Origin of the sequence: Pseudomonas sp. DR208, assembly GCF_019823005.1 — a bacterium.
Lineage (GTDB): Bacteria > Pseudomonadota > Gammaproteobacteria > Pseudomonadales > Pseudomonadaceae > Aquipseudomonas > Aquipseudomonas extremorientalis.
On record NZ_CP081944.1, the window covers coordinates 5,835,773 to 5,852,167 of the forward strand.

The 16,395-nt window shown below is 60.6% G+C and carries 14 protein-coding genes; 11 read left to right on the plus strand and 3 right to left on the minus strand.

The window, feature by feature from the left end; genetic code table 11:
* The first annotated feature begins 16 nt into the window (after positions 1-16).
* The gene (locus tag K5K89_RS26475; protein WP_222540519.1) at positions 17-991 is read left to right on the plus strand and encodes an alpha/beta hydrolase family protein; all 975 of its coding nucleotides are present in this window, start codon (positions 17-19) and stop codon (positions 989-991) included.
* 3 nt (positions 992-994) lie between these two features.
* On the opposite strand, the gene K5K89_RS26480 is transcribed toward K5K89_RS26475, so the two are convergent.
* Genes K5K89_RS26480 through K5K89_RS26490 form a run of 3 tightly spaced genes read right to left on the minus strand, consistent with a single transcriptional unit; the run spans position 995 to position 3,460 of the window.
* On the minus strand, positions 995-1,762 hold the full coding sequence (locus tag K5K89_RS26480; protein WP_222540520.1) for a TerB family tellurite resistance protein: 768 nt from the start codon (positions 1,760-1,762) through the stop codon (positions 995-997).
* Between the two features lies 1 nt (position 1,763).
* Entirely contained in the window at positions 1,764-2,438 is a 675-nt protein-coding gene (gene murU / locus K5K89_RS26485; protein WP_222540521.1) for an N-acetylmuramate alpha-1-phosphate uridylyltransferase MurU, read from the minus strand.
* On the minus strand, positions 2,435-3,460 hold the full coding sequence (locus tag K5K89_RS26490) for an aminoglycoside phosphotransferase family protein (RefSeq protein WP_071490232.1): 1,026 nt from the start codon (positions 3,458-3,460) through the stop codon (positions 2,435-2,437). Before K5K89_RS26490 ends, murU begins: the two co-directional genes overlap by 4 nt.
* Before the next feature lie 130 nt (positions 3,461-3,590).
* Between K5K89_RS26490 and K5K89_RS26495 the strand changes: the two genes are divergently transcribed.
* The 10 genes from K5K89_RS26495 to K5K89_RS26540 all read left to right on the plus strand — a co-directional run bounded on the left by K5K89_RS26495 (position 3,591) and on the right by K5K89_RS26540 (position 16,337).
* Positions 3,591-6,404 carry an LPS-assembly protein LptD gene (locus K5K89_RS26495; RefSeq protein WP_222540522.1) on the plus strand — a complete coding sequence of 938 codons (2,814 nt, stop codon included), beginning with the start codon at positions 3,591-3,593 and terminating at the stop codon, positions 6,402-6,404.
* Entirely contained in the window at positions 6,379-7,716 is a 1,338-nt protein-coding gene (locus K5K89_RS26500; RefSeq protein ID WP_222540523.1) for a peptidylprolyl isomerase, read from the plus strand. The genes K5K89_RS26495 and K5K89_RS26500 overlap by 26 nt, the downstream gene beginning before the upstream one ends.
* Positions 7,713-8,702, plus strand: a complete 990-nt coding sequence (pdxA, locus tag K5K89_RS26505) for a 4-hydroxythreonine-4-phosphate dehydrogenase PdxA (RefSeq protein ID WP_222540524.1) — start codon at positions 7,713-7,715, stop codon at positions 8,700-8,702. Before K5K89_RS26500 ends, pdxA begins: the two co-directional genes overlap by 4 nt.
* Positions 8,699-9,511 (plus strand): 16S rRNA (adenine(1518)-N(6)/adenine(1519)-N(6))-dimethyltransferase RsmA, encoded by an 813-nt coding sequence (gene rsmA / locus K5K89_RS26510; protein ID WP_222540525.1) that lies wholly within the window; start codon positions 8,699-8,701, stop codon positions 9,509-9,511. Before pdxA ends, rsmA begins: the two co-directional genes overlap by 4 nt.
* A gap of 100 nt (positions 9,512-9,611) precedes the next feature.
* Positions 9,612-9,992 carry a Co2+/Mg2+ efflux protein ApaG gene (gene apaG, locus K5K89_RS26515; protein WP_034109652.1) on the plus strand — a complete coding sequence of 127 codons (381 nt, stop codon included), beginning with the start codon at positions 9,612-9,614 and terminating at the stop codon, positions 9,990-9,992.
* Positions 9,992-10,843 (plus strand): symmetrical bis(5'-nucleosyl)-tetraphosphatase, encoded by an 852-nt coding sequence (locus tag K5K89_RS26520; RefSeq protein WP_222540526.1) that lies wholly within the window; start codon positions 9,992-9,994, stop codon positions 10,841-10,843. The genes apaG and K5K89_RS26520 overlap by 1 nt, the downstream gene beginning before the upstream one ends.
* A 9-nt stretch (positions 10,844-10,852) precedes the next feature.
* Positions 10,853-11,182, plus strand: a complete 330-nt coding sequence (gene glpE / locus K5K89_RS26525; protein ID WP_092242303.1) for a thiosulfate sulfurtransferase GlpE — start codon at positions 10,853-10,855, stop codon at positions 11,180-11,182.
* Between the two features lie 285 nt (positions 11,183-11,467).
* Entirely contained in the window at positions 11,468-13,390 is a 1,923-nt protein-coding gene (locus tag K5K89_RS26530; RefSeq protein ID WP_222540527.1) for a PrkA family serine protein kinase, read from the plus strand.
* Positions 13,391-13,503: 113 nt separating this feature from the next.
* Positions 13,504-14,775, plus strand: coding sequence for a YeaH/YhbH family protein (locus K5K89_RS26535; protein WP_065929390.1), 1,272 nt, complete (start codon positions 13,504-13,506; stop codon positions 14,773-14,775).
* The gene (locus K5K89_RS26540; RefSeq protein WP_092242300.1) at positions 14,772-16,337 is read left to right on the plus strand and encodes a SpoVR family protein; all 1,566 of its coding nucleotides are present in this window, start codon (positions 14,772-14,774) and stop codon (positions 16,335-16,337) included. Before K5K89_RS26535 ends, K5K89_RS26540 begins: the two co-directional genes overlap by 4 nt.
* Positions 16,338-16,395: the final 58 nt, after the last annotated feature.

Here is a 16,395-nt window from a genome sequence, read left to right on the forward strand (position 1 = left end):
TGGCCGGGAATTTACGATGCCCTTTGTTCACCGTTCGGCACTGCCAGCATTGTGCCTGTCGCTACTTATTACCAGTGCCTTTTCCGTGCAGGCCGCTGACGCACCCGCACCTGCCGCCGAAAAACCGGTCGAGCGCCAGCCTTTACCCGAGCGTAGCCAGGAGGAAGCCAGTGCACTGGAGCGCAAAATCCCGCAACAGGAACAGCAACAATTGCAGGCCGGCAGCGATTCATTCCTGGCCCTGTGGAAACCGGCCAACAGCGCCGAGCCCGAAGGTGTGGTGATTATCGTACCGGGCGCCGGCGAAAGTGCTGACTGGCCGCAAGCAATCAGCCCGTTGCGGCACAAATTGCCGGATGCCAATTGGGGCTCCCTCAGCCTGTCGCTGCCGGATGTGAGCGTGGATACGCTGCCACCACGTGTGATGGAAGCGCCCAAGGCTACCGTCGACACCAGCAGCAAGGAAGCGAGCACCGCCGACAACCCTATCGAACAAGCCGCCAGCGCCGAAGCCGAAGGCACCGACCCGGCCGTGGTGCCTGGCGCCGATGAACAGGACAAGACCGACGCTACGCGCATTTTCGCGCGCATCGACGCCGCCGTGGCCTTCGCCCAGACCCAGAGCGCACGCAGCGTGGTGCTGCTCGGCCATGGCACCGGCGCCTGGTGGGCCGCACGTTATTTGAGCGAGAAGCAGCCGTCCCAGGTGCAGAAGTTCGTCATGGTCGCAGCGCAGACGCCCACCGGTCGTCACCCGGATGTGCAACAACTGGCCCCGGGCCTGAAGTTGCCGACCGCCGATGTGTTCTATCAAGACAGCGCTCAATCACGCAAAAACGCACTGGCCCGTGCCCAGGCGGCCAAGCGTTTGAAGAATGATGGCTATAAACAGGTGTCGTTGAAAGCCCTGCCCGGCAACAGTGATGCCGGGCAGGAGCAGTTGTATCGCAGGGTTCGCGGCTGGTTGAGCCCGCAGGCCAGTGTCGACTGAAACCTAGCGGAAATCCCGGCGCTCGCGAATCAACGTATAGGCGTTGTGCAATTCACGGGTACGCTCGGTCGCCTCACGCACCTGCGCGGGGCTGGCACCCGTGCCGGCAATCTTGTCCGGGTGATGGCGACTGAGCAGGCGGCGATAAGCACGCTTGATTGCCGATGGCTCGGTGGTGGCCGTCACCCCCAGCAAGCGCAACGCCTCCTGATAAGTGACGCCGCGACTGACCAATGGCCTGTGCTCAGGCTTGAAGTCAGCGGCCAATGCCTGGAGCTGTTGTGGCGTCCAGCCCAGCCATTTGCCCCACAGGTCGATCAGGTCGCGTTCGGCGTCATCCGCCTTGCCATCGGCCCACGCCATACGCCAGCACGCGCGCAAGACACCTTCGGCGGCGTGGGGCTGGGCCTTGAGCACACGCAGGTAGCTGCGCATCCGGTCAGCGCCGGACTTGCCGCGATTGAACGCCGCTATCGCACGGCGCTGGGCCGACTCGGTCATGTCCAGCGAACGCATCTCCTGGCGCGCCTGCTGGATATGTCCATCCACCACGCGCCCATTGCTCTTGGCCAGGCGCCCCAGCAACACAAACAACAACTCGTCATTGCGCAACGCCGGGCGCCCGCCCAGGCGCTCGCGCAATTGGGCCCAACTGTGCAGTTGCAGGCGGCGGTCCAGCGCCTGCCCCAACAGTGCACCCAACATGGCCCCCGGAATACTGGCAATGGCAAAGCCAGCCCCCGCGCCGATCAGCGTCCCTGGCCACAGCATGCTACTGCCCCGCTGCCAGCAGGGTTTCGACCTGCGCCAGGCGCTCCAGCGTGCCGACATCAATCCAGCGTCCCGCCATGTGTTCCCCCGTTACCAGACCTTTGGCCATGGCTGCCCGCAACAGCGGCGCCAGCTTGAAGGCACCCGCGCTGCACCCCGCGAACAGCTTGGGGTCGAGCACGGAAATGCCACTGAAGGTCAGGTTATCGGCACCGGCCGCCGCATCATGAAGCAAACCCTGATCCAGGTAGAAATCGCCACCCGAAGGGTGATGCGCCGGGTTATCGACCATCACCAAATGGGCCAGGCCCTTGAGCGGTTGCTTGAGCCGGGTGAAGTCGTAATCGGTCCAGATGTCGCCGTTGACCACCAGGAACGGTTCGTCGCCCAGCAACGGCAGCGCCTGGAAAATACCGCCGCCGGTTTCCAGCGGTTCGCCTTCGGCTGAGTAACGGATGCGCACGCCAAACTGTGCACCGTCCCCAAGGTAACTCTCGATCTGTTGGCCGAGCCAGGCGTGATTGATCACGATATCGGTGAAGCCCGCCTTGGCCAGAGCCTCCAGGTGATACTCGATCAGGCGCTTGCCACCGGCCTGCACCAGCGGCTTGGGCGTATGCAAGGTGAGCGGCCGCATCCGCTCACCTTTGCCGGCCGCCAGGATCATCGCCTTCATACGCTTGCCTCGGCGGGCTGGCGCAGGCTGGCGAGCAATTCACCCAGTTCGCTCAGCTCCGGGCGGTCGGCGAGCACCGCTTCTATATACGCAAAGAAGCGCGGCACATCGGCCAGGTAACGTGGCTTGCCATCGCGATGGCAGATCCGCGCGAAGATGCCGATGACCTTGAGGTGGCGCTGCACGCCCATCAGGTCGCTGGCACGCAGGAAGTCTTCGAAGTCCGCCTGCACCGGGATGCCCAGTTTCGCGGCACGCTCCCAATAGCCGCGCTGCCAGTCCCGCACGCGGGCCTTGGGCCAACTGAGGAACGCGTCCTTGAACAGGCACGTGATGTCATAGGTGACCGGCCCGTAGACCGCATCCTGGAAATCCAGCACGCCCGGGTTCGGCTCGCTGATCATCAGGTTGCGCGGCATGTAGTCGCGGTGCACCAGCACGTTCGGCTGCGCCAGGGCGCTGTCGATCAGGTGGTCACTGACGCGCTGCCAAAGCGCTTGTTGCTGTGTATCCAACTCGATACCCAGGTGCCGGCGGACGTACCACTCGGGAAACAATTCAAGCTCGCGGCGCAGCAAGGCGACGTCATAGCTGGGCAGCGGCGCGTCCATCGGCAACTGCTGGAAAGCCAGCAAGGCGTCGATGGCATCGGCAAACAAGTGATCGGCATTTTTGTCGTCAATCACGTCCAGGTAGGTTTTTTTGCCCAGGTCATTGAGCAAAAGAAAGCCTCGGGGCAAATCTTCTGCATAAATTTTTGGAACATTTATGCCCGACTTCGCCAGCAAATGAGCGATATCGACGAAAGGTTTGCAGTTTTCCTGGGGGGGTGGAGCGTCCATTACGACAAAGGTCCGGCCCCCCCCTTCCCAACGGAAGTAGCGCCTGAAACTCGCGTCGCTGCTGGCCGCGGTCAATGTGGCCGGGGGGACGGCGCCCCAGCCTTGAGTGTTGAAAAGGATCGGCAACTGCTCTTCCAGCCAGGCTTCCAGCTGTTGTAAACGTAGATCTTGCTCGGGCATTACAAGGGTCTCCGACGGCGCTAGCCGTCAAGCGGGGCATGCTTTATTATCACGCATCTTTTTCAGACCATCGAGAGGCGTGCGGCCCAAACCGCGGGCAGATGGCACGCAGGAAGCCCGGACTAATAAGATGGCATTGAAATCCCCCGCGTTTCGTAGAAAATTTCCGTTGCTGGTAACCGGCAGTCTGCTGGCCCTGCAACCCTTCGCCACTTCATTCGTGGTCGCCGCGGAACAGTATGACTGCTCAGTCTCTGCTTCGGGTGCCTGGGATTGCGCGCCAAAAACCGCCGCAACCCCACTACCACCACGCCCGGTGCATGACGGTGCAGCCGTCAGCTCCGCCAACAGCACGGCGCAGGCCGATGCTGGCGGCAACGCTGAGGCCGAGCCCAAGACCGCTCTGGTCACCGAGGCCAAGGGCCGTGGCCTGCGTTCGCGCAGCGCCGACTACAGCCACCTGGACTGGGTGCCCCGCGACAAGCTGACCGCAGCACAGTTGGCCGAAACCGGCCCTTACTGCGGCGGTGCGTACATCGAGCCGACGCGTCCTGGCATGAACGACAAGACGAACAAGAGCGATGCGCCCACCTTCATCGGTGCCAAGGCCTCTCGTTACGAGCAGGAACAACAGGTGGCGACACTGGCCGGTGACGTCGTCATGCGCCAGGGCAGCATGCAACTGGAATCCGAGGAAGCCAGCCTGTACCAGGCCGAGAACCGTGGCGAGCTGAACGGCAACGTTCGTTTACGCGACAACGGCGCATTGATCGTCGGCGATCACGCCGAAGTCCAGCTGGACACTGGCGCCGCCCAGATCGACAACGCCGAATATGTGATGCACAAATCGCGTATCCGCGGTAACGCGCTGTACGCCAAGCGTGCCGAGAACGCGATCATCCGTCTCAAGGACGGTACGTACACCACCTGCGAGCCAGACAGCAACGCCTGGCAGCTCAAGGGCAACAACATCACGTTGAACCCGGCCACCGGTTTCGGTACGGCCACCAACGCGACGTTGCGGATCAAGAACATCCCGATCCTGTACACCCCTTATATCTATTTCCCGATCGACGATCGTCGTCAATCCGGCTTCCTGCCGCCAAGCTTCAGCACTGGCAGCGAGACTGGCTTTACCCTAGTTACGCCGTACTACTTCAACCTGGCGCCGAACTATGACGCCACGTTGTACCCGCAGTACATGACCAAGCGTGGCCTGTTGATGGAAGGCGAATTCCGCTACCTCACCAAGTCCAGCGAAGGCCAGTTCGGCGGGGCGTACCTGAACGACGACAGCGACGAGCGGAAAAAGCAGACCGATTACGAAAAAACCCGCTACATGCTCAACTGGCAACACAAGGGCGGGCTGGACTCGCGTGTACTGACCCAGGTCGACTACACCAAGATCAGCGACCCTTACTACTTCCAGGACCTCAAGTCCTATCAGGAAGGCGTTGAGAGCCGCGACTACATCAACCAGCAGGGTTCGGTGACATATCGCGGCGACAGCTTCCAGGCTCGCTTGAACCTGCAGGCCTACCAGTTGGCAACGATTTCGCAGGTCACTCCGTATGACCGCCTGCCGCAGATCACCTTCAACGGCACGCTGCCGTACCATCCAGGTGGCCTTAACTTCAGCTACGAGACCGAAGCCGTGCGTTTCGATCGCGATCTGGAGAACGGCAACTTTATCAATGAGAACGGTGACTCAGAAGCCCGCCTGGACACCTACGTCCGCGGCCTGACCCGTGCCAACGGCACGCGCCTGAACGTAGCCCCAGCCGTCGAATACCCGATGAACTGGACCTACGGCTTCATCACGCCGAAGCTCAAGTACGTGTACACCAAGTATGACTTGGACCTAGACAACATCGGCAAGAACCAGATCATTGCCGACCAGGCCGCAGCAGCCAGGAACGGTACCCAGTACGCCGGTGGTACGTTCAAAAGCTCCCAGGACCGTGCGGTTCCGATTGCCAGCGTCGACAGCGGCCTGTATTTCGACCGCAACACCAACTGGTTCGGCAAAGAGTATCGCCAGACCCTTGAGCCGCGTGCGTTCTACCTGTACGTACCGAACAAGGACCAGGCTGATATCCCGGTCTTCGACACCAGCGAGTACTCGTTCAGCTACGCGTCGCTGTTCCGCGATAACCGCTTCAGCGGCACCGACCGCATCGGCGACGAAAACAAGCTGTCCCTGGGCTTGACCAGCCGCTGGATCGAAGAGAACGGCTTCGAGCGTCAGCGCGTATCCATCGGCCAGGCCGTGTACTTCAAGGACCGTGAAGTTCAACTTCCAGGTATCCTGGCGGCGGACCGTGCCGACGCACAGTCCGACGTTTCGCCGGTTGCCCTGGACTACGAGTTCCGCTTCAACCGTGACTGGCGCGCCACTGCCGACTACAACTGGGACACCGAGGAACACAGCCCTCGTTCCGGTAGCGCGATGCTGCACTACCAGCCGGAAGACAACCCGAACAAGATCATCAACGTCGGTTATCGCTATCGCAATGACCAGGTCGTCTACAACCAGCTGACCGGCAAATGGCAGTTCGGTGGCGACTACGGGCAGCCAGGTGATCCGAACTTCGTGAAGGATTACTACAAGATCCAGCAACACGACTTCTCGATGATGTGGCCGATCATTCCACAATGGAACCTGATCACTCGCTGGCAGTACGACTATGCCCGCAACCGTACCCTGGAAGCCTTCGGTGGTTTCGAGTACGACAACTGCTGCTGGAAACTGCGCGTCATCAACCGTTACTGGGTTTCCAACGACGAATACAGCCAGATCGCCCCGCTTAACGAAAAGGGTGACCACGGGCTCTTCTTCCAGATCGTCCTCAAAGGACTCGGCGGCCTGACCGGCGCCAAGGTAGAGAGCTTCCTCGACAAAGGCATTGAAGGTTATCGTGAACGTGAAGACCAAGCTTTCTGATTGTCTGCGCCCGCTAGTGCTGGGCGCGCTGTTCCTGGGCGCCGCATCGGTGCACGCTGCGGTTCAAGAACTGGATAAGGTCGTGGCCATCGTCGATAATGACGTGATCATGCAGAGCCAACTGGACCAGCGCGTCAAGGAAGTCCAGCAAACCATCGCCAAGCGTGGCGGTGGTGTGCCGCCGACCAGTGTCCTGGACCAGCAGGTACTGGAACGCCTGATCGTCGAGAACCTGCAACTGCAGATCGGCGATCGTTCCGGCATCCGTATTTCGGACGAAGAACTGAACCAGGCCGTTGGCACCATTGCCCAGCGCAACAACATGAGTATCGATCAATTCCGCGCGGCGCTGGCCCACGATGGCCTTTCGTATGAAGACGCCCGTGACCAGATCCGTCGTGAAATGATCATCAGCCGTGTGCGTCAGCGCCGTGTTGCCGAGCGGGTCCAGGTGTCCGAGCAGGAAGTGAAGAACTTCCTGGCGTCGGACCTTGGCAAGATGCAGCTCTCCGAAGAACTGCACTTGGCCAATATCCTGATCCCGACACCGGACAGCGCCAACTCCGAGCAGCTCAACGCAGCCGCCGCCAAGACCCAGGCTATCTATGATCGCCTCAAGGCCGGTGCTGATTTCGCCCAGATGGCCATTGCCCAATCCGGTAGCGACAACGCCCTCGAGGGCGGTGACATGGGCTGGCGTAAAGCCGCTCAGTTGCCACCTCCGTTCGACCGTGAACTGAGCGCCATGGCCGTGGGTGATATCACCAAACCAGCCCGCACCCCAGGTGGTTTCATCATCCTGAAGTTGCTGGAGCGTCGCGGTGGCGAGACCTCGCTTAAAGACGAAGTGCATGTTCGTCATATCCTGGTCAAACCAAGCGAAATCCGCACCGAAGCGCAAACCAAGGAACTGGCCCAGAAGATCTACGACCGCATCGAAAGCGGTGAAGACTTCGCCACCCTGGCCAAGAGTTTCTCGGAAGACCCGGGCTCAGCCCTCAACGGCGGCGACCTGAACTGGATCGACCCGAAAGCCCTGGTGCCGGAGTTCCAGCAGGTGATGGCCGATACGCCGCAGGGCGTGTTGTCCAAGCCGTTCAAGACCCAATATGGCTGGCATGTGCTGGAAGTCCTTGGCCGTCGCGCCACCGACAACACCAGCCAGGCCCGCGAGCAACAAGCGCTGAACGTACTGCGTAACCGCAAATACGATGAAGAACTGCAGACCTGGCTGCGTCAGATCCGTGACGAAGCCTACGTTGAAATCAAGCTACCAGGCGCCCCGGCAGGCACCGACCAGGCAGTGCAGTGAAACCCCAGCGTTTCGCGGTGACACCCGGCGAGCCGGCCGGCATTGGTCCTGACCTGTGCCTGCTGCTCGCCTCGCAACCCCAGCCACACCCCCTGATCGCCATTACCAGCCGTGACCTGCTCCTTGAGCGGGCCGCGCAACTGGGTGTGGCAGTCACTTTGCTTGACGTGGCACCGGGCAACTGGCCGGACCTGCCCTCCCCCGCCGGCAGCCTGTATGTGTGGGACACCCCACTGCAGGCCAAAGTCGTCGCCGGGCAACTGGACAAGGCCAACGCAGTGTTCGTACTCGAAACCCTGACCCGCGCCGGGCAAGGCTGCATCGACGGCGACTTCGCCGGCATGATCACCGCCCCCGTGCACAAGGGCGTGATCAACGAATCCGGCATCGCCTTTTCCGGCCACACCGAATTCCTTGCCGAACTGACCCACACTGAGCAAGTGGTGATGATGCTGGCCACGCGCGGCCTGCGGGTCGCCCTGGTGACCACGCACCTGCCACTGCGCGACATTGCCGATGCCATCACCGTCGAGCGACTGGAGCGCGTGACACGCATCCTGCACGCCGACCTGCAACAGAAGTTCGGCATCGCCCAACCGCGCATCCTGGTCTGTGGGCTTAACCCCCACGCCGGTGAAGGCGGTCACTTGGGCCACGAAGAAATCGACATCATCGAACCCACTCTGGAGCGTCTGCGCCAAGAAGGCATGGACCTGCACGGCCCGCTGCCTGCGGACACTCTGTTTACCCCCAAATATCTGGAGCACTGCGATGCAGTGCTGGCGATGTACCACGACCAGGGACTGCCGGTGCTTAAATACAAAGGCTTCGGCGCCGCCGTCAACGTGACATTGGGCTTGCCGATCATCCGCACCTCCGTCGACCATGGCACCGCCCTGGACCTGGCGGGCAGCGGCAGGATCGATACCGGTAGCCTGCACGTGGCCCTGGAAACCGCCTATCAGATGGCCGAGACCCGTATATGACTGAGCATTACCAACACCGGGCGCGCAAGCGCTTCGGGCAAAACTTCCTGCACGACGCTGGCGTGATCGACCGCATCCTGCGCTCCATCCATGCCAAGCCCGAAGACCGTCTGCTGGAAATCGGCCCGGGCCAGGGCGCGCTGACCCAAGGCCTGCTGGCCAGCGGCAGCCAACTGGATGTGGTGGAGCTGGACAAGGACCTGATCCCGATTCTCAACCAACAGTTCGCCGGCAAGCCCAACTTCAACCTGCATCAGGGTGATGCGCTGAAGTTCGACTTCAACACCCTCAATGCCGCGCCCAACAGCCTGCGCGTGGTGGGTAACCTGCCGTACAACATCTCCACGCCGCTGATTTTCCACCTGCTGAACAACGCCGGGATCATCCGCGACATGCACTTCATGCTGCAAAAGGAAGTGGTCGAACGACTCGCGGCAGGCCCTGGCGGTGGTGATTGGGGTCGCCTGTCGATCATGGTTCAGTACCACTGCCGCGTCGAACACCTGTTCAACGTCGGTCCGGGGGCGTTCAACCCGCCGCCGAAGGTCGATTCGGCGATTGTGCGCCTGGTGCCCCACGCGGTACTGCCGCACCCGGCCAAGGACCATCGCCTGCTGGAACGCGTCGTACGCGAAGCCTTCAACCAGCGCCGCAAGACCCTGCGCAACACGCTCAAGGCCTTGCTGAGCAATGCCGAGATCGAAGCTGCCGGCGTCGATGGCAGCCTGCGTCCCGAGCAACTGGACCTGGCCGCGTTCGTACGCCTGGCCGACCAGTTGGCCATCCAGCCTGCGCCCGCAGCGCAATAGAGCATCCCGGGGATAGGCCAGACAGCATGTCTGGCCTAGTGCCCACCTCTTGGCCTAGACTGACCCGCATCTGCTGTCCTCTGCTTTTAAGGCCTCTTGCATGTCCGATCCTCGCTACCAGATCGACGTCAGCGTCGTAACCCGCTTCCTGGCGGACCAATCGCAACCTGAACAGAACCGCTTCGCCTTTGCCTACACCATCACGGTGAAAAACAACGGGCTGGTACCTGCCAAGTTGCTGTCACGCCACTGGGTGATCACCGACGGTGACGGCCAGGTCGAAGAAGTGCGCGGCGCAGGCGTGGTCGGCCAGCAGCCACTGATCGAAAGCGGCGCCAGCCACACCTACAGCAGCGGCACGGTGATGACCTCCAAGGTCGGCACCATGCAAGGCTCGTATCAAATGAAGGCCACCGACGGCCAACTGTTCGACGCCATCATCGCGCCGTTCCGTCTTGCCGTGCCGGGAGCCCTGCACTGATGACGACGTATGCGGTCGGCGACCTGCAAGGTTGCCTGGAGCCGCTCAAGTGCCTGCTTGAGCGCGTAGCCTTCGATCCGGCAAGTGACCGCCTGTGGTTGGTCGGTGACCTGGTCAATCGCGGCCCGCAGTCCCTGGAGACGCTGCGCTACTTATATAGCCTGCGCGATTCCCTGGTGTGCGTATTGGGCAACCACGACCTGCACCTGCTGGCGGCCGGCAACAACATCGAGCGCCTGAAAAAGGGCGATACCTTGCGGGAAATCCTCGAAGCGCCCGATCGCGCCGCGTTGCTCGACTGGTTGCGCCGCCAGAAAATCATGCATTACGACGAAGGCCGTAACGTAGCCCTGGTCCATGCAGGCATCCCGCCCCAATGGTCATTGAAGAAAGCACTCAAGTGCGCCGCTGAAGTCGAGAGCGCCCTGGCCGATGACAATCTGTACACCGCCTACCTCGACGGGATGTACGGCAACGAGCCGGTGAAGTGGGACAACGACCTGACCGGCGTCGCACGCCTGCGAGTTATCACCAACTACTTCACGCGCATGCGCTTCTGCACCGCCGAGGGCAAGCTGGACCTCAAGAGCAAGGAAGGCGCCGACACCGCGCTTCCCGGCTATAAGCCTTGGTTCGCCCACAAAGAACGCAAGACCCGTGACACCAGGATCATTTTCGGTCACTGGGCTGCACTTGAAGGCAAGTGCGATGAGCCTGGCGTATTCGCCCTCGACACCGGTTGCGTGTGGGGCGGCGCCATGACGCTGATGAACGTCGACACCGGCGAGCGTTATAGCTGCCAGTGCGAATCCCCCCCGCCCGTTACATTGCCGGCTACCGCCAGGCCCTAGGAGCCATCCATGAGCGAATTCAAACGTATCCCTCCCGAACAAGCCCAGGCCCTGCGCGAGCAAGGTGCCGTGGTGGTCGATATCCGCGACCAGCCGACCTACAACGCCGCGCACATCACCGGTGCCAGGCACCTGGACAACGTCAACATCGCCGACTTCATCCGCGCCGCCGACCTTGACGCACCGGTAATCGTGGCCTGCTACCACGGCAACTCCAGCCAGAGCGCGGCGGCCTACCTGATCAGCCAGGGCTTCTCCGACGTCTACAGCCTGGACGGCGGCTTTGAGCTGTGGCGTACGACCTATCCTGCGGAAATTTCCTCGGGCGATTCGCAATAATTTTTTTCACACCCCGCTACCCCGCGTGACGCTTGGGCTTGCGCCGTTTCTGACGAACGGCGCAGCCAAACTAATTGCGCATCGCGCCTTGACCTCTCCGATTCCGAACTATCCTTAAGCGCAGGCCATCCGAATCAGGGGAGAGCCGGTACACCGGCGTGCGGGTCATCGGTAGCGTTTCAGGGTGTTCTGGGGGGAAAACAGCCATTGGCGTCTGCCAATGTCTGCCAGCATCGACTGATTGATCCGGCGTCGGCTCCACGTATCGAGCGAGGTGACGACGTCATGAGTATTTTTAGCCACTTCAAAAACCGCTTCGAATCCACACAGCAGGAAGAACTCACGCTGCAAGAGTATCTCGAGCTGTGCAAACAGGATCGCAGCACCTATGCGTCTGCCGCCGAACGTTTGCTGCTGGCGATAGGCGATCCGCAACTGATAGACACCTCGAACAATTCGCGGCTGTCGCGAATATTCTCCAACAAGGTGATCCGTCGCTACCCGGCCTTTGAAGACTTCCATGGGATGGAAGAATGCATCGACCAGATCGTCTCCTACTTCCGCCATGCCGCCCAAGGCCTGGAAGAGAAGAAACAGATCCTCTACTTGCTCGGCCCCGTCGGCGGCGGCAAGTCGTCCCTGGCCGAGAAGCTCAAACAACTGATCGAGAAGGTGCCCTTCTACGCCATCAAGGGCTCGCCGGTCTTCGAGTCGCCCCTGGGCCTGTTCAACGCCACGGAAGATGGCGCGATCCTCGAAGAAGACTTCGGCATCCCGCGCCGCTACCTCAACACCATCATGTCGCCCTGGGCCACCAAGCGCCTGGCCGAGTTCGGCGGTGACATCAGCCAGTTCCGCGTGGTCAAGCTCTACCCGTCCATCCTCAATCAGATCGGCGTGGCCAAGACCGAACCGGGCGATGAGAACAACCAGGACATCTCGGCCCTCGTGGGTAAGGTCGATATCCGCAAACTCGAGGAATTCCCGCAGAACGACGCCGATGCCTACAGCTATTCTGGCGCACTGTGCCGGGCCAACCAGGGCCTGATGGAGTTCGTGGAGATGTTCAAGGCACCGATCAAGGTGCTGCACCCACTGCTTACCGCCACCCAGGAAGGCAACTACAACAGTACCGAAGGCCTCGGGGCGATTCCGTTTACCGGGATCCTGCTGGCCCACTCCAACGAATCGGAGTGGCACACCTTCCGCAACAACAAGAACAACGAAGCCTTCATCGACCGGATCTATATCGTCAAGGTGCCTTACTGCCTGCGGGTCAGCGATGAAATCAAGATCTACGACAAGCTGCTGTTCAACAGTTCCCTGTCCAAGGCGCATTGCGCACCCGACACCTTGAAGATGCTTGCCCAGTTCACCGTGCTGTCACGACTCAAGGAGCCAGAAAACTCGAATATTTACTCGAAGATGCGCGTGTACGACGGCGAAAACCTCAAGGACACCGACCCCAAGGCCAAGTCGATACAGGAGTATCGCGACACGGCCGGTGTGGATGAGGGCATGAACGGCCTGTCGACGCGCTTTGCGTTCAAGATCCTGTCCAAGGTCTTCAACTTCGACCCCCACGAAATTGCCGCCAACCCAGTGCACTTGCTCTATGTGCTGGAACAGCAGATCGAACAGGAGCAATTCCAGGCGGAAACCCGCGAACGCTATCTGCGGTTCCTCAAGGAATACCTGGCGCCGCGCTACATCGAGTTCATCGGCAAGGAAATCCAGACTGCGTACCTGGAGTCCTATAGCGAGTACGGCCAGAACATCTTCGACCGCTACGTGCTGTACGCCGACTTCTGGATCCAGGACCAGGAATACCGCGACCCGGAAACCGGCGAGATCCTCAACCGCGTCGCCCTCAACGAAGAACTGGAAAAGATCGAAAAACCCGCCGGCATCAGCAATCCGAAGGATTTCCGCAACGAAATCGTCAACTTCGTGCTGCGCGCCCGCGCCAACAACAATGGCAAGAACCCGACCTGGCTCAGCTACGAGAAGCTGCGGGTGGTCATCGAGAAGAAAATGTTCTCCAACACCGAGGACTTGCTGCCGGTCATCAGCTTCAACGCCAAGGCCAGCAAGGAGGATCAGCAAAAACACAACGACTTCGTCACACGAATGGTCGAGCGCGGCTACACCGACAAACAGGTACGGCTGCTGTCCGAGTGGTACCTGCGGGTGCGCAAATCGCAGTAAGGCAGCGACAGGCGTGCGCTGCCGGGCTTCTGGCCTGGCAGCCGACCGCTTGTCTCTAAGCTTCCAGCTCGCCGCTTGAAGCTTGTAACGTGAAGCTGCCCGGAGGGCTCCCCATGAGCTATGTGATCGACCGACGCCTCAATGGCAAGAACAAGAGCACGGTAAACCGCCAGCGTTTCCTGCGGCGTTACCGTGACCACATCAAAAAGGCCGTAGAAGAGGCCGTCAGTCGCCGCTCCATCACGGACATGGAGCATGGCGAACAAATCAGCATTCCCGGACGGGACATTGACGAACCGGTGCTGCACCACGGCCGGGGCGGTAAACAGACCGTCGTGCACCCCGGCAACAAGGAGTTCACCACCGGCGAGCATATCCAGCGTCCCCAAGGGGGTGGCGGCGGCAAAGGTCCGGGCAAGGCGGGCAACTCCGGCGAAGGCATGGACGAGTTCGTGTTCCAGATCACCCAGGAAGAATTCCTCGAATTCATGTTCGAGGACCTGGAACTGCCCAACCTGGTCAAGCGCAACCTGACCGGCACCGACACCTTCAAGACCGTACGCGCGGGTATCAGCAACGAGGGCAACCCCTCGCGCATCAACATCATCCGTACCCTGCGCTCGGCCCATGCCCGGCGTATCGCACTGTCGGGCAGCAGCCGCGCCAAACTGAAGGAGGCCAAGGAAGAGTTGGTGCGCTTGAAGCGTGAAGAACCGGACAACTTCGGCGATATCCAGCAAATAGAGGCAGAAATCGAGAAGCTCAGCGCGCGCATTCACCGCGTGCCGTTCCTCGATACCTTTGACTTGAAATACAACCTGCTGGTCAAGCAACCCAACCCCAGCTCCAAAGCCGTGATGTTCTGCCTGATGGACGTGTCCGGCTCCATGACCCAGGCCACCAAGGACATCGCCAAGCGCTTCTTCATCCTGCTGTATCTGTTCCTCAAGCGGAACTACGACAAGATCGACGTGGTATTTATCCGCCATCACACCAGCGCCCGGGAAGTCGACGAAGAGGAGTTCTTTTATTCACGGGAAACCGGCGGCACCATCGTCTCCAGCGCCTTGAAGCTGATGCAGGAGATCATGGCCGAGCGCTACCCGGCCAATGAGTGGAACATCTACGCCGCGCAAGCCTCGGACGGTGACAACTGGAACGACGATTCGCCCATCTGCCGCGACATCCTGATCAACCAGATCATGCCGTTCGTGCAGTACTACACGTATGTCGAAATTACCCCCCGTGAGCACCAGGCGCTGTGGTTCGAATACGAGCGCATCGGCGAAGCCTTCGCCGACACGTTCGCCCAGCAGCAACTGGTCTCGGCCGGCGATATCTACCCGGTCTTCCGTGAACTCTTCCAGCGCAGGTTAGTGACATGACCGCCAAAAAAGAGCAAAAACGCCAACCCATCTCCACGGGGTCAGAGTGGACCTTTGAACTGATCCAGGCTTATGACCGGGAAATCAGCCGTATCGCCGCGGGGTATGCCCTGGACACCTACCCCAACCAGATCGAAGTGATTACCGCCGAACAGATGATGGATGCCTACGCCTCGGTGGGCATGCCGCTGGGCTATCACCACTGGTCCTACGGCAAGCACTTCCTCAGCACCGAAAAGTCCTACACCCGCGGCCAGATGGGCCTGGCCTACGAGATCGTGATCAACTCCGACCCGTGCATCGCCTACCTGATGGAAGAAAACACCATCTGCATGCAGGCACTGGTGGTGGCCCACGCCTGCTACGGGCATAACAGCTTCTTCAAGGGCAATTACCTGTTCCGTACCTGGACCGACGCCAGTTCGATCATCGATTACCTGGTGTTTGCCAAGCAGTACATCATGCAGTGCGAGGAGCGCCACGGCATCGATGCGGTGGAGGACCTGCTCGACTCCTGCCACGCGCTGATGAACTACGGCGTCGACCGCTACAAGCGCCCGTACCCGATTTCCGCCGAGGAAGAACGCCTGCGCCAGAAGGAGCGCGAAGAACACCTGCAGAAGCAGATCAATGACCTGTGGCGCACCATTCCCAAAAAGACAGGAAAAAACAGCGACAAGGATAATGTACGCTTCCCCGCCGAACCTCAGGAAAACATCCTGTACTTCCTGGAAAAACACGCGCCGTTGCTGGAGCCCTGGCAGCGGGAAATCGTGCGTATTGTGCGCAAGATCGCGCAGTATTTTTATCCACAGCGCCAGACCCAGGTGATGAACGAAGGCTGGGCAACGTTCTGGCACTACACACTGATGAATGACCTGTACGACGAAGGCCTGGTCACCGACGGCTTCATGATGGAATTCCTCACCTCCCACACCAGCGTGGTCTTCCAACCCGGCTTCGACAGCCCTTACTACAATGGCATCAACCCTTATGCGCTGGGCTTTGCGATGTACCGCGATATCCGCCGCATGTGCGAGCACCCCACCGAAGAAGACCGCCGCTGGTTCCCGGAAATCGCCGGCAGCGACTGGCTCTCCACCATCAAGTTCGCCATGAGCAGCTTCAAGGACGAGAGTTTTATCCTCCAGTACCTGTCACCTCAGGTGATCCGCGACCTCAAGCTGTTCAGCATCCTCGACGACGACCTCAAGGATGACCTGGTGGTGCCGGCCATCCACGACGAGCCTGGCTATCGCACCATCCGTGAAACCCTGGCGGCGCAGTACAACCTGGGCAACCGCGAGCCCAACGTGCAGATCTACAGTATCGACGTGCGCGGCGACCGCTCGCTGACCCTGCGGCACCAGCAGCACGATCGCAAACCTTTGGGAGAATCCACCGAGGAAGTACTCAAGCACCTGCATCGGCTGTGGGGCTTCGATATTCACCTGGAAACCCTGCAAGGCGATCAGGTGATGAAGACCCACCATGTGCCACCGCGCAGCGATCACAACGACAACGACTACGGTCGCCTGGACCTGGCTGTCGTTCATCTCTGAAACAGCAAAGCCTCCATTGGTCAGGCACAGGCGGTATCCTGTGCCGCTAACGGAGGCT

What these genes read in the sequence shown, in the direction of transcription:
- K5K89_RS26495 (WP_222540522.1), top strand. Translation starts at nt 3,591, where the DNA reads ATGGCATTGAAATCCCCCGCGTTTCGTAGAAAATTTCCGTTGCTGGTA.
- rsmA (WP_222540525.1), top strand. Translation starts at nt 8,699, where the DNA reads ATGACTGAGCATTACCAACACCGGGCGCGCAAGCGCTTCGGGCAAAAC.
- murU (WP_222540521.1), bottom strand. Translation starts at nt 2,438, where the DNA reads ATGAAGGCGATGATCCTGGCGGCCGGCAAAGGTGAGCGGATGCGGCCG.
- K5K89_RS26490 (WP_071490232.1), bottom strand. Translation starts at nt 3,460, where the DNA reads ATGCCCGAGCAAGATCTACGTTTACAACAGCTGGAAGCCTGGCTGGAA.
- K5K89_RS26520 (WP_222540526.1), top strand. Translation starts at nt 9,992, where the DNA reads ATGACGACGTATGCGGTCGGCGACCTGCAAGGTTGCCTGGAGCCGCTC.
- K5K89_RS26480 (WP_222540520.1), bottom strand. Translation starts at nt 1,762, where the DNA reads ATGCTGTGGCCAGGGACGCTGATCGGCGCGGGGGCTGGCTTTGCCATT.
- K5K89_RS26475 (WP_222540519.1), top strand. Translation starts at nt 17, where the DNA reads ATGCCCTTTGTTCACCGTTCGGCACTGCCAGCATTGTGCCTGTCGCTA.
- K5K89_RS26530 (WP_222540527.1), top strand. Translation starts at nt 11,468, where the DNA reads ATGAGTATTTTTAGCCACTTCAAAAACCGCTTCGAATCCACACAGCAG.
- glpE (WP_092242303.1), top strand. Translation starts at nt 10,853, where the DNA reads ATGAGCGAATTCAAACGTATCCCTCCCGAACAAGCCCAGGCCCTGCGC.
- apaG (WP_034109652.1), top strand. Translation starts at nt 9,612, where the DNA reads ATGTCCGATCCTCGCTACCAGATCGACGTCAGCGTCGTAACCCGCTTC.
- K5K89_RS26535 (WP_065929390.1), top strand. Translation starts at nt 13,504, where the DNA reads ATGAGCTATGTGATCGACCGACGCCTCAATGGCAAGAACAAGAGCACG.
- K5K89_RS26540 (WP_092242300.1), top strand. Translation starts at nt 14,772, where the DNA reads ATGACCGCCAAAAAAGAGCAAAAACGCCAACCCATCTCCACGGGGTCA.